The sequence below is a fragment of the Skermanella aerolata KACC 11604 genome (assembly GCF_000936425.1).
Taxonomy (GTDB): Bacteria; Pseudomonadota; Alphaproteobacteria; order Azospirillales; family Azospirillaceae; genus Skermanella; species Skermanella aerolata.
Genome location: NZ_AVFK01000003.1, coordinates 242,060 through 255,664 on the forward strand (window position 1 = coordinate 242,060; position 13,605 = coordinate 255,664).

General features: G+C 65.9%; 10 protein-coding genes. All 10 read right to left on the bottom strand.

Annotation, left to right across the window (positions count from 1 at the left end):
* Positions 1-39: 39 nt before the first annotated feature.
* Complete coding sequence (locus tag N826_RS06335; RefSeq protein ID WP_044426746.1) at positions 40-972, bottom strand: dihydrodipicolinate synthase family protein; 933 nt, start codon at positions 970-972, stop codon at positions 40-42.
* Complete coding sequence (locus N826_RS06340) at positions 969-2,534, bottom strand: aldehyde dehydrogenase (NADP(+)) (protein ID WP_044426748.1); 1,566 nt, start codon at positions 2,532-2,534, stop codon at positions 969-971. Before N826_RS06340 ends, N826_RS06335 begins: the two co-directional genes overlap by 4 nt.
* A 22-nt stretch (positions 2,535-2,556) precedes the next feature.
* Positions 2,557-4,215: an ABC transporter ATP-binding protein gene (locus tag N826_RS06345; protein WP_044426750.1), complete on the bottom strand. Its 1,659-nt coding sequence runs from the start codon at positions 4,213-4,215 to the stop codon at positions 2,557-2,559.
* On the bottom strand, positions 4,212-5,150 hold the full coding sequence (locus N826_RS06350) for an ABC transporter permease (protein ID WP_044426753.1): 939 nt from the start codon (positions 5,148-5,150) through the stop codon (positions 4,212-4,214). Before N826_RS06350 ends, N826_RS06345 begins: the two co-directional genes overlap by 4 nt.
* A complete protein-coding gene (locus N826_RS06355; RefSeq protein WP_044426755.1) occupies positions 5,147-6,070 on the bottom strand; it encodes an ABC transporter permease in 924 nt (307 codons plus the stop codon). The genes N826_RS06350 and N826_RS06355 overlap by 4 nt, the downstream gene beginning before the upstream one ends.
* A 53-nt stretch (positions 6,071-6,123) precedes the next feature.
* The gene (locus tag N826_RS06360) at positions 6,124-7,638 is read right to left on the bottom strand and encodes an ABC transporter substrate-binding protein (protein ID WP_052830876.1); all 1,515 of its coding nucleotides are present in this window, start codon (positions 7,636-7,638) and stop codon (positions 6,124-6,126) included.
* 279 nt (positions 7,639-7,917) lie between these two features.
* Positions 7,918-8,820 (bottom strand): 5-dehydro-4-deoxyglucarate dehydratase, encoded by a 903-nt coding sequence (gene kdgD / locus N826_RS06365; RefSeq protein ID WP_044426758.1) that lies wholly within the window; start codon positions 8,818-8,820, stop codon positions 7,918-7,920.
* Between the two features lie 60 nt (positions 8,821-8,880).
* Positions 8,881-9,633: a FadR/GntR family transcriptional regulator gene (locus N826_RS06370; protein WP_044426761.1), complete on the bottom strand. Its 753-nt coding sequence runs from the start codon at positions 9,631-9,633 to the stop codon at positions 8,881-8,883.
* A gap of 110 nt (positions 9,634-9,743) precedes the next feature.
* Positions 9,744-11,897, bottom strand: a complete 2,154-nt coding sequence (locus tag N826_RS39710) for a globin-coupled sensor protein (protein ID WP_052830877.1) — start codon at positions 11,895-11,897, stop codon at positions 9,744-9,746.
* A gap of 122 nt (positions 11,898-12,019) precedes the next feature.
* Positions 12,020-13,444 carry a pyruvate kinase gene (pyk, locus tag N826_RS06380; protein ID WP_044426763.1) on the bottom strand — a complete coding sequence of 475 codons (1,425 nt, stop codon included), beginning with the start codon at positions 13,442-13,444 and terminating at the stop codon, positions 12,020-12,022.
* Between the last annotated feature and the right edge of the window lie 161 nt (positions 13,445-13,605).

Sequence of the window (13,605 nt, forward strand, 5' to 3'; positions counted from 1 at the left end):
TTTCCCCTGCCGTCCCGATGGGACGGCAGGGGAGAGAGTTCAACGAGCCCCGGAGGACCCGAGCCGCTTCAGCCCGTTCGCCTCGACGAACTCGGCCAGCATCTTCGACTGGGTGTCCGTCAGCGGCCAAGCCGACGGCGGACGGGTCTGGCCGCAGTCGTGGCCGAGCAGACGCAGGGCGGCCTTGACGCCCGTCACGTTGGTCCCGTTCATCTCCTGCGCGCGGATGTCCTCGAACGCCCGCATGCCGGCGATCAGGCGCCGTGCCTCGGCATAGTCGCCGCGTTCAAGCGCCGCGTGGATCGCCACCGACCGTTCGGGCCAGACGTTGATCAGGCCCGACGTGAAGCCTCTTGCGCCGACGGCGTAGAGCGGCGGCGCCCAGACCTCCGCCAGACCGCCGACCCAGACGATATCCGGGTCGCAGGCCGCCATTGCCTCGGCCAGCTTCAGCGGGTTCGGCGTCGCCCATTTGACGCCGACGACGCCGTCGACCGCGCAGAGATCCGCGATGCTCTTGACGCCGATGGCGTCATTCCGCAGGTAGATCACCAGCGGCAGGCCGCCGGACGCATCCGAGACGCGCCTGACGTATTCGACCACGCCGCGCGGAGCCACGAAGGGATCGGGCGGCTGGTGGATCATCAGCGCGTCGGCGCCGGCTTCCGCCGACGCCTTGGCGAGACGGCAGGCGTCCCGGATGCCCCGGCCGACGCCCGCGATCAGCGGCACGCGCCCGTCGATGTGGCGGGCGCTGGCATGCACCATCGTCTCCGCCTCGTCCGAGGTCAGGGCGTAGAACTCGCCGGTATTGCCGTTGGCGACCAGGATCTGGACGCCGGCCTCGATGGCGCGGTCGACGATCGGCGCTTGAAGCCCAGGCGCCAGCTCGTCGTCGCGGTCGAACGGCGTGACGAGGATCCCGGAGATCCCCGTCAGCGCCTGCTTCAGGTCATGCTTGCGCAGGCTCACTTGCCGTCCGTCTTCCGCTGGATGCCGAACGGGTTCTCATCCGAAAGAGCCGGCGGCAGCAGATCGCCCGGTACGTCCTGGTACGAGACCGGACGCAGGAAGCGGGCGATCGCCAGACTGCCGACCGAGGTCGTGCGGCCGTCGGAGGTCGCCGGATAAGGACCACCATGGACCATGGCGTGACCGACCTCGACGCCGGTGCCGAAGCCGTTGACCAGGACGCGGCCTGCCTTTTCCTCAAGCACCGGCATGAACCGGCGGGCGGCGTCATGGTCCGAAGCTTCCAGATGAAGGGCGATGGTCAGCTGGCCTTCCAGCTTGTCGAGCACCCGTCCCAGGTCGTCGTTGTCCTTGCAGCGCACGATCAGGGAGGACGAACCGAAGACCTCTTCCTGGAGTTCGGGGTGCTTCAGGAAGTCTTCCGAGGTCGTGCTGAACAGGGCTGCCTGCCCCTGGAACCGCTCGCCGACGGTGCCTTCTCCAAGCATCTTCACCTGCGAGTGCGACTTCAGGCGGGAAACGCCCTCACAATAGGCCTTGTGGATGCCGGGGGTCAGCATGGTCGCGGCGGGAGCCGAGGCCAAGGCCGCCTTGGCGCCCTCTACGAAGCCGTTGAGGCTGTCGCCGTCCACCGCCAGGATCAGGCCCGGATTGGTGCAGAACTGCCCAGCGCCCATCGTCAGAGCACCGACAAAGGCCTTGCCGATGGCTTCGCCACGGGCGGCCAGCGCACCGGGGAACAGCAGGACAGGGTTGATCGAGCTCATCTCGGCATAGACCGGGATCGGTTCCGGACGGGACGCCGCGATCTTCATCAGCGCAGTGCCGCCGGCCCGCGAGCCGGTGAAGCCGGCCGCCTTGATGCGGTGGTCGGCGACGAGGCCCTGACCGATCGACCGCCCGCTGTCGAACAGCAGCGAGAAGGTGCCCTCGGGCATCTCGCTTTCCTTGACGGCGCGCTGGACAGCGCGGCCGACCAGTTCGGACGTGCCGGGATGGGCCGAGTGCGCCTTGACGATCACCGGGCAGCCGGCAGCCAAAGCGGAGGCGGTGTCGCCGCCGGCGACCGAGAAGGCCAGCGGGAAGTTGGAAGCACCAAACACCGCGACCGGGCCGACGCCGATCTGGCGGAGACGGAGGTCGGGGCGTGGCAGGGGCGTGCGGTCCGGCATCGCCGGGTCGATCCGGGCGCCGATGAAGCCGCCGTCGCGAACGACATTGGCGAACAGCCGCAGCTGGCCGACGGTGCGGCCGCGCTCGCCCTCGATCCGGCCGCGCGGCAGGCCGCTTTCCTTGACGCAGCGCTCGATCAGCTCGTCGCCGATGTCGAGGATGTTCTGGGCAATGGCCTCGAGGAACTTCGCGCGGGCTTCAAGGCTGGTTTCCCGATAGGGGCGGAAGGCGGCGGCCGCAAGGGATGCTGCTTGTTCGAGGTCGTCGAGCGTGGCGCCGCCGAAACCGGGTTGCAGCTTTTCGCCGGTCGCGGCGTCGAGACCGAAGACTTCACCGTTGGTACCGCGGCGGGTCGAATGGCCGATCAGAAGTTCACCGGTGAGCGGCATGGGGGATCTCCCTGAATCTGTTTCATGAAACGCGAACGCTCAACTGGCTCGCGGCGCCCGTCTCCCATTTGGGATGCGGTGTCGCATTCAACAGCGAACGCGTGTAACTGTGCTGCGGGTTGGCGAAGAGTGCCTGGGTCGTGCCCTGTTCTACGATCTCGCCCTGCTTCATCACAATTATCCGGTCGGCGAAATGACGGACGATCGGCAGGTCGTGGGTGATGAAGATATAAGACAATCCCAATCGGGTCCTGAGATCGGCGAGCAGGTCGATTACCTGCGCCTGGATGGAAACATCTAGCGCCGACACCGCTTCGTCGCAGACGATCAGTTCCGGATCGCTGGCAAGCGCCCGCGCTATGGCGATCCTCTGGCGCTGACCGCCGGAGAATTGGTGTATATGGCGGTTGGCATGCTCGGCTTTCAACCCTACCAGTTCGAGTAGTTCGACCACACGGTCGTTCCATTGCGCTTTCGGCAGGATGTCGCGGTGGATGCGGAGCGGTTCCGAGATGATCGAGCGGACGTCCATCCGGGGGTTCATCGACCCGTAGGGATCCTGGAACACCATCTGCATCTTGCGGCGGAGCTTCAGCAATTCCCGCTCGTTCATGCGGAAGATGTCGTCGCCCTTGTAGAGCGCCCGGCCCGATGTCGGCTCGTTCAGGCGGAGCAGGATGCGGGCGACGCTGGACTTGCCGGAACCGGACTCGCCGACGATGCCGACGGTTTCCCCCCGGTTGACCTGGAAGCTGATGTCGTTGACGGCGTGGACGTGCTTGGCGGCGCCGAACAGGCCGGTGCTCATCGTGTAGCGCTTGACGATGTTCTCGACCTTCAGGATCGGTTCGCCGGCCACGGTGGCGGAGCGCCTGTGCCGGTCGGTGTCGTCGGCGTGGGGCAGGGCCGACAGAAGCTTTTGGGTGTATTCGTGCTGCGGGCGGGTGAAGACGGTCCTGGCCTCCCCCTCCTCCACGATCTGGCCGCCCTTCATCACCATGACGCGATCGGCCATGGAGGCCGCGACTTCCAGGTCGTGGGTGATCAGGATCAGCGCCATGCCGTATTCGGCCTGGAGGTCGCGCAGCAAGTCGAGGATCTGAGCCTGGACGCTGACGTCCAGGGCGGTCGTCGGTTCGTCGGCGATGATGACCGAAGGCTGCAAGGCGATTGCCATCGCGATCATCACGCGCTGCCGCTGGCCGCCGGAGAACTGGTGCGGATACTGGTCCACCCTGTTCTCCGGATCAGGAATGCCGACCCGGCGGAGCAGATCGACGACGCGGCGCTTGGCGTCGGCGCCTGACGCGACGCCGTGGGTCTCGAACACTTCCGCGATCTGACGGCCGATCGAGTGGACCGGGTTCAGGTAGGCGAGCGGGTCCTGGAAGATCATCGCGATCTTCCGGCCGTTGATGTCGCGCCGTTCCTCCTCCGTCATGGTCGCAAGGTCGCGGCCCTCAAAGAACATGCGGCCGGCGACGATATCGCCCGGCGGGGTGTCGATCAGCCCCATGATGGCGCTGGTGCTGACGCTCTTGCCCGAGCCGCTTTCGCCCAGGATGCAGAGGGTTTCCGCATGGGAGACGTGGAAATCGACGGCGCTGACGGCGCGGACCGGATCGCGGTCGGACAGGAAGTCCACCGTCAGGCCGCGTACTTCCAGGATGGGGCCGGTCATCGCGGAGCCCTCCGCAGGGTCTGGAGGCGCCACCGCTGCTGCGGATCGGCAACCGTCCTTGCCCAGCTCGACAAGAGGTTCAGGGAAAGCGTCGTCAGCAGGATAGCAAGTCCGGGCCAGAAAGCGACCCACCACGCGTTCGCCAGATACCCGCGGCCGGTCGCGACCATGGCGCCCCAGGTGAACTGCGGCGGCTGGATGCCGAGGCCGAGGAAGCTGAGCGCCGATTCGGCGAGGATGACCGAGGCGAAGTCGATGGCCGCGATGGTGATCAGAGTCGGCGCCACCAGCGGTGCGATATGGCTGAGCACGATGCGGAGCGACCCGGCGCCCATCGCCTTGGCGGCGCTGACGAACATCCGCTCGCGCAGTTCCAGCACCTCGGCGCGGGTGGTGCGCAGATATATGGGGATGCGGGTGATCGCCAGCACGATGATCAGGTTGGGGATGCTGGGACCCAGCGTGTAGAGGACGATCAGCGCCAGCAGCAGCGACGGGAAGCTCATGATGATGTCAGCCAGCCGCAGGATCACCTGGGAGTACCAGCGGTTGGAGTAGCCGGCGATCAGTCCCAGCGCGCCGCCGATCAGCATCGACGTGACGACGGCCGCCGCCGCGATGCCCAGCGTGTTCTGCGCGCCGACCACCAGGCGGGCCAGGATGCTGCGGCCGAGCGTGTCGGCCCCCAGCACATAGAGCCAGCCCTGTTCGAGCGAGAACGGCGCCATGTTGCGCTGGCGCAAGCCCAGCTTGGTCGCCATGTCGCCGACCAGCATCGGGCCGAAGATCGCGGCGAAGATCAGGATCAGCAGGTAGATGGCGGAAATCAGCGCCAGCTTGTCGTGGACGAGGTAGCCGAGCAGCACGCGGGCTTTGCCGGGCTCACGCCCGGATGGCTTCTGGGCCGCCTTCAGGTCTGTCGGGATCACTGTCATGACGTCTGATACCGAATGCGCGGATCGAGCACGGCATAGAGGATGTCGATCGCGATGTTCAGGATGAAGATGGCGCAGGCCGTGACCAGCACGGTCGATTGCACCACCGCGAAATCGCGCTGGATGATGGCGTCTATCATCAGCTTGCCGATGCCGGGCCAGCCGAAGACGGATTCGACCACCACGGCGCCGTTGACCAGGCTGGTGGCAAGGTCGCCCGCGACCGTGATGACCGGCAGCAGCGAGTTGCGGAGCGCGTGGCTGAAGATGATCTTCTGCCGCCGTACGCCCTTGGCTCGCGCCGTCTTGACGTAGGGCGACGACAGCGCGCCGATCATCGTGCCGCGCACCACCTGGACCAGCAGCCCGAACGGCCGCAGCATCAGGACGCCGATCGGCATGATCCAGTGGGCGGCGGAGCCGGTGCCCGATGTCGGCAGCAGGTCCAGGCTGACCGCGAAGACGAGGATGCCGACGATGGCGACCCAGAAATCCGGGGCGCTGGCGCCCGCCAGCGACACGAGGCTGGCGAAGCGGTCGAACAGGCTGCCCGGCTTGGCGGCTGCCAGCGATCCGACCACCAGCGCCAGCGCTCCCGCCAGGAAGATCGCCATCACGGCAAGCTTCAGCGTCTGTGGAAACGCTTCCAGCGCCACTTCCATCGCCGAGCGGTTCTGGCGCAGCGACTCCCCGAAATCCAGGTGCAGGAGATCGCCCAGATAGTTGAAGAACTGGATGTAGAGAGGCTGGTCGAAGCCGTGAAGTGCCGAGAAGGCCTCCCGCGCCTGGGGTGTGGCGTCGAGAGGCAGGAAGAGATACGAGGGGTCGCCGGTCAGCCGCGTCAGGAAGAAGACGAGGACCAGCAATCCCAGGACGGAAACGACGCTGTGGAGGGCGCGTTTTCCCAGATAGCCGAACATCCGTTTTCCCTTTCAGAAACAAGCTCGGAAATGGGCGTTGTCAGTGCCGGGGCTCACTTCTTCAGACGGATCTCGGCAAGCGGGATTTCGCTGTTGGTCGTCAGGTTCGGACGCCAGTCCAGGCTCTCGCCGACGCGGGTGTAGCCGATCATGTGGAACATCGGGATATCGACCGCGATCCTGTCATGCACCTCGGAGAAGATCTCCTGAAACGCTTTGGTCCGTCCGGTGTCGGTGGCGTTCAGCGCCTCGCCGATCAGGGTGTCGACCTTGGGGTCGGAGAACGTCGCGTACTGGCCGCTGGAGTGGTAGAAGATCGGCACGGTGAAGGCGGCGTCGCCCTTGTTGTTGTCGTGCATGATCTGGAGCAGGTTGGGGCCGCGCTCCTGCGGAAAGGGCTTTTGCAGGTACCGCGTCCAGTCCGCAACGTCCAGCATCGTCAGGTCGATGTCGAAGCCGACTGCTTCCCACATCGTCATCATCGCTTCCAGCCCTTCGTTGCCGTTCGGGTAGATGCCGTTGCGGCCGATCAGCTTGATCGTCGTCCCGACCGGAACGCCGTCTGCCTTGGCCTCGGCCAGCAGCTTGGCGGCCTGATCCGGATCGTAGCCCCAGGGCTTGAGGTCGGGGTTGTGGCCGTTGATGCCCGGCACCACCATCTGCGAGGCGCGCAGCACGTCGGTGCCGAACAGTTCGGCCATGCCCTGCCAGTCGATGGCGAGGTTGAGGGCCTTGCGGACGCGGACGTCGTTGAGCGGAGGCTGCTCCGTATCGATGCGGATCGCCGTGGTTTCCGAGTTCAGGTAGGAAAAGTCGGTTTTCGGATTGGTCGCATCCTGGATTGCGATGGTGGGGGTCAACTGGGCCTCGCCGGTCTGGACCATCGCCGCGCGCAGGGAGGATTCGCCGCGCCAGACATAGGTTGCTTTGGCGATATCCGGCGTCTTGCCCCAATAGCCGTCGAACCGGTCGAGCACCACGGTCTGCGGAGTGAAGGTGTTGAGCTTGTAGGGGCCGGTGCCGACGGGATCGTTGACCGCCTTGTCGGCGGGAGTGGCGGGCGAGACCATCATGGCGACGCTCAGCAGCGCCGGCAGGATCGGTTCCGGCTTCTCGGTCTTGATATCGACGGTCAGTTTATCGACCGGCGTCACTGAAAGCTTGGCGCTGCCGAACTTCGCGAGGTTGTTGCAGGTGAAGGCGCCGCCGGTCATCCGCTTGAGCGTGAAGGCCACGGCCTCGGCGTTGAACTCCTTGCCGTCCTGGAACTTGACGCCGTCGCGCAGATGGAAGCGCCATGTCGTGTCGTTGACCCGCTCCCACTTGGTCGCCAGCTTGGGCTGCGGCGTGCCGTCCTTCGGGTCGATGACGGTCAGCGGCTCCGTGATGTTCTGGCTGAGGACCTGCCCGACATCGGTCAGGATGCTGCCGCACGGCTCAAGGTTGCTGGGCTGCTCCGGCAGGACGATGGTGATGTTGTTGGCTCCGCCCTGGGCCAGCGCCGGCGATGCGGTCGACGCAAGCAGAACTGCGAGGGCGATCTTGGAAAGCGCACCTTTGTTTCTCATGGTTTCCTCCGCTTTATCTTATTAAATCCCGCTCTGCGCGGGCCAAATAGGCGCTGACGCGATACGTTCCTGCGCGTCAAGCGGGCATTACGCTCCACCTTATCGTCATGCCAAGACTTGATCTTGGCATCTCCCGGCAGAAGCTGACGTGAGGACTTCAATTTGAAGTCCGGATGTCACCCGCTCCGTTCCTGAAAGGAGGTACCAAGATCAAGTCTTGGTATGACGGAAAGGGAGTGGACGACCTAAGTTAGCGCCGATGGGGCCGGACAGGGTGACTCAACCAGCCTGGGCGAGCAGGCCCCGGAGCATTTCCTTTTCCTCGCCCGTCAGGTTGGTGAGCGGCGGACGGACCGGTCCCGGATTGCGGCCGATAAGCTCGACGCCGGCCTTGATGATCGAAACGGGATAGCCGACCTGACGGTCGCGGAGCTTCGCGAACGGGAAGAAGAAGTTTGTCAGGATCTCGGTCATCGTGGCGCTGTCGCCAGCGCGCATGGCGCGGTAGAACCGCTGGGCGAGTTCCGGTACGAAATTGAACACCGCCGACGAGTAGGTCGTGACGCCGACCGCGTTGAATGCTTCCGCATAGAGTTCATGCGTGGGCATGCCGCCGATATAGCAGAGGCGGTCACCGAGCTTGGCGGTAATCTCGCGGACCACGTCGATCTGGCCAGTGCCGTCCTTGAAGCCGATGAGATTGGGGCACTCGTCCGCCAGCCGGGACAGGGTGTCGGCTTTTACGACGGAATTGGCCCGATTATAGATGATGACGCCGAGGCCGGTGGACTGGCAGACCGCCTTGACGTGCTGGTAGATGCCTTCCTGCGGCGCTCCGATCAGGTAGTGGGGCAGCAGCAGCAGGCCGTCGGCATGAGCCTGCTCGGCCTCGGCCGCGATCTCCTGCGCCAAGGCGGTGCCATAGCCGCAGCCGGCGATGATCGGCACGTTGCCGGAGGATTCCTTGGCGGCCTTTGTGACCTGCCCGATCTCGCGCGGGGTCAGTGAGAAGAACTCGCCCGTCCCGCCGGCGGCGAACAGCGCCGCGGCGCCGAAGCCCGACAGCCATTCGACATGGCTGCGGTAGCTTTCCAGGTTGAGCCGCAGATCGGCATCGAAATGTGTGACCGGGAACGACAGCAGGCCGGAAGACAGCGCTGTTTTGATTTCATCGGGGGACATGCTTCGTCCTTCTCATCATATGACTGTTATTAGACTCATATGATGAGAAAGGAAGGTCTGTCAATCATTATCGGTCGCGGCTTCCGGCCGTTTCGGACGGGTCAGCGCCCGGTAGCGCTTGATGCCGCCCAGCAAATGGCGGCGCATCGCTTCGCGCGCGTGCTCCGGGTCGCGCGCCCAGATCGCCTCGGCGATGTCGCTGTGCTCCGCCAGCAGGATCTTGTCGCGGTTCGGCAGCGGATCGACGCCGCCCATGGCGGTGCGGAACTTTACGCGCGGGATGATCCGGCGGCCGATCTGCTCCAGGAAGGACTTGAACCGGCCGTTGTTGGTGGCCTGCGCTATCGCCATGTGGAAGTCGAAATCGGCCTGATCGGTCGGCAGGCCCTTGGCCACCAACTCGCCGAAGGCTTCGAGCCGGGACTGGATCTCCGCCTCCTGGGCCGGTGAACTGCGGAGTGCGGCCAGCCCTGCGGCCTCGACCTCGATGCCGATCCGGAGTTCCAGTTCCTCGATGATGTCCGATATCTTGTCCGTCGCCTGGGTGAACAGCTCCAGGCTTTCCGGGACCTGTCGTGGTCCCAGCACGAAAACGCCGACGCCGTGCCGGGATTCGACCAGCCCGTCGGCCCGAAGCGCCGCGATCGCTTCCCGGATCACCGTGCGGCTGAAGCCGAACCGCTCCACCAGCACCGGCTCCGCCGGCAGCTTGTCGCCTACCGCGTAATCGCCGTCCTCGATCTCGCGCCGAAGTATCTCGACCACCTTGGAGCTAAGGGTCCTGCGCGCTCCGCTCCGTTCTACGATCGCCATTCCCCAGGCTCCCCGCACATGTCCTTATCGGCCGCTGTCGCGCGGTCCTTTGGTAAACCACTACTCCTATGATGAGATTGGTGCAAGCAGTCATCATATGAGTTGAAGGCTCAAGCCTCGTAGGCCAGCCTCATGTTCCCCCAGTGCATATCGTCCACCATGATCGGGCAGTCGGCTTCCTTGAGGAAGACCACCTGCCCGCCGCCCATGTCGCGGTCGTAGGTCTGGCAGAAGCTGGGCGAGCGGTTGTGGGCGGCGAGCAGGCCGGCGCGGTCATCGAAAATGCGGCGGTTGCGGGAGTTGGCGGTATTCCAGTCGGCGTCGCCGGGACGCTGCGGCAGGGAGCAGGACTTGTTGTGCGTCGGGATGTAGCCGTTCCGGTCGACCGCTGCGCAGAAGACGATGCCGGGCGCCTGCGCCAGGACCGGTTCCTGCAAGCCCGGCAGGATCTCGTCCGCCAGGGCCAGGAAGCGGGAGGAGTGCTGGACCGGATCCGTGCCGGGAATTTCCCGGTAGTCCTCGTCGAACAGGGAATCTTCGTCGATGCGGCCGGAGCGGAACGCCTCGTCGAAGGCATGGGACGCCTTGGCGGCGGCGGCCGAGCAGATGGCCACCATGCGGCGGTCGCGTTCGGCCGTGCGCTCGACCACGGCGACTATCGCCGTCCTCAGCGCGTCGGTCAGCTTGACGAACTGGACGTGCAGGGCGCCGGCGGCGGGCATCAGGGCGCGTGCCTGGAAGACGCCCACGCCGTCGATGGCGACCGAGATGATGCTGCCGAGCGTCAGGTCGGGCGGGGGCGCGCCGTTGCGCGGGCGGACCAGCGCTCCGACCGTCGATAGGTCGACGACGACGGACGGGATGGCGACGGCGTTCTCCGGAGTCATCATGGCCGGCAGGGCGACCGGGACGCGGACATGGTCGTCCTTGACGGTCGAGGTCGCGACGATCCGCACGATGCGCTCCCTCATCGCAGTCATGTCGGTGTTCAGCAGGCTGGACATCGAGGCCAGGGCCAGGGCCGACTGGCGGTTGCTCTCGGCGTTGCGAGCGACGTCCTGGAGCCGACCGGCGACCTGCGTCGCGGCGCCTGCTACCGACGACATGCGTTCCTCGATCACGGCGGCCGCGTCGCGCTGTTCGTGGGTCGATGCCGAAACCGCCTGCGCCGCCTCGTTCGCCCGGCCGATGGCCGCGGCCACGCCCGCCATGGTGGCTGCGGTCGCGGCGGTGCCGTCGCGGATGCCGTCGGCCTGGGCGGCGACGCCGGCCAGACTGGACTCCGTCTGGCCGGCAAGGCTCTTCACCTCGTCGGCGACGATGGCGAAACCTCTGCCAGCCTCGCCGGCCCGTGCCGCCTCGATGGTGGCGTTGAGCGCCAGCAGCCTGGTCTGGCTGGCGATGTTGCGGATCAGTACGACGACTTCGTTGATCTTGTCGGCGGACTGGGTCAGGGACTCGACGGAAACGGTCGCCTCGCGCGTGCGCACGGCGGCATCCCCCGTGACGCCCGACGCCTCGACCGCCCGGCTGCCGATCGTGTCGCCCAGGGTGAGCAGCCGATGGGCCGCCTTGGCTGCCGAAGACACTTCGGCCGAGACGGATTCGGCGGCGTTCGCCATTTCGGTCACGGCCTCTTCCAGCACCCGGCTGTTGGACGCGACCAGCCGGGCGACCTGCGAGAAGCGTGCGGCCTTGTGGGCGACTTCGCCTATCGTGTGCATCGCCTCGCGCTCCACCATGTCGGAGAGCGTCAGGATCTCGCTCTTGAAGGCTTCCGCCGCTCCCCGTTGGACATAGGCCGAGATCGACAGGCTGACATCGTAGAGAAGCGCCCGCAGCACCGCCTTGGCGTCGGCGGAGGCGCGTGAGGCGAAGGGATGGCGCGCCAGCACGGCGTCGAGCATGCGTTCCGCCAGGAACAGGTAGCCGCCCAGATAGCGTGTGGGATCGAGCCCGATGCGCTCGTGCGCCGCTCCGATCCGGACGGTCCGCTCGCGGTAGGCTTCACCGAACCCGGCCGTCAGGAGGCCGCGCCAATGTTCGGCCTGCGCCTTCTTCAGCCGCTGGTGTCCGCCCGCTTCGGAGACCAGCGCCGACATGGCAGGGTCCTGTTCAAGCTTGTCGTAGAAACCGTCCAGGGCGCGGTCCAGTGCCGCCATGATGGCGGGAGCCATGACCTTCAGACGTTGCGTTACATCCCCGTCGATGCTGAAGAATTCAGCGTCCGCCGTCGCATCCGTCATCCTGTCGTTCTCGCGCATGTCGTTTCCCCACTTCCGGTAACGCGGACCCTGTATGGTGGTACGCGTCACCGGAAGGAAGCAATTTTAGACATATGCGATTGGTTTTATCCTGCGTCATGGCCGCACGGGGAGAGCGGAGTTCAAGAACCCCTGTCCACCTGCACCACCCGGAGGTTGTTGGTGGTGCCGGCCTGGGCGAACGGGATGCCGGCGACGACGACGATGTTGTCGGTCGGCTTGGCGAAGCCTTCCGAGTGGGCGGTCGCCGCTGCGCGCTGGACCATCTCCTCGTAGGTCTTGATGTCTTCCGACAGGATGCTGTGGGCGCCCCACAGCAGGCAGAGCTGCCGGGATACCCTCTCATCGGGGGTCAGGGCCACGATCGGCACGGCCGGGCGCTTGCGCGCGATGCGGGCGGCAGTCGTGCCGCTGGACGTGAAGGCGACGATGGCGGGGGCGTGGATCGCCTCAGCCAGATCGGCGGCGGCGGCGGCGACCGCATGGGGGGCGGTCTGTTCCTCGCCGGGCTTGGTGGCGTCGATGATCGAGCGGTAGAGCTTGTGCTGTTCGGTGCTGCGGATGATCCGGTCCATCATGCCAACGGCTTCGATCGGGTAGCGTCCGGTCGCGGATTCGGCCGACAGCATGACGGCGTCGGCGCCGTCGTAGATCGCGGTCGCCACGTCGGACGCTTCGGCCCGTGTCGGCGTCGGCGCCGCGACCATGCTGTCGAGCATCTGGGTCGCGACGATCACCGGCTTGACCGCAAGGCGGCAGGCGCGGACCAGTTCCTTCTGGCGGCCGGGGACTTCCTCGTGCGGGATCTCGACGCCAAGGTCGCCGCGCGCGACCATCACGGCGTCGGACAGGCGGATGATGTCCTCGATATGGTCGAGGGCGGACGGCTTCTCGATCTTCGACATCAGTCCGGCGCGGTCGCCGACCAAGCCGCGTGCCTCCAGAAGGTCGCCAGGCTTCTGCACGAAGGACAATGCCACCCAGTCGACGCCGAGATCCAGGCCGAAGGCGAGGTCGGCGCGGTCCTTGGCGGTAAGTGGCGACAGGTCCAGCACCGTACTGGGCAGGTTGATGCCCTTGCGGTTGGAGATGGCGCCGCCGACGACGACGCGCGCCTCGATCCAGTCGTCGCCGAGGCCAGAGACGCGGACGCGCACGCGGCCGTCGTCGATCAGCAGGTCGTGCCCGGGCATTACGGCGGCGAAGATTTCGGGATGGGGAAGCGGGATGGAGTTCCGGTCGCCGTCGTTGCCGGAGCGCACGAAGCGGATCGTCTCGCCGGTTTCGACCTCGATCCTGCCGTCGCGGATGGTGCCGACGCGGATCTTGGGACCCTGAAGGTCTTGGAGAATGCCGATGGGACGCCCGACCTCCCGTTCCAGCGCCCGGATGGCGGCATGGACCCTGGCGTGGTCGTCGTGGGTGCCATGGCTGAAGTTAAGCCGGAATGTGTCGACACCTGCCTCGTTGAGCTTCTTCAGCATCTCGGGCGAAGAGCTTGCGGGACCTACGGTGGCGACGATCTTGGCTCGGCGGTAACGACGCATATCTGTTCGGCCGGATGGCCGCCTCTCTGCTGTAAGGCCGTGCGGGAAAGTGTAGCCGTCATATGTAGTTATGCAAGTGAAGGTATCGAGACCGGCCTGACGGTTACGAATGTCATACCGTCAGGAATTTCCATAAACTACGTGCTCCCGGTGCCCTCCTG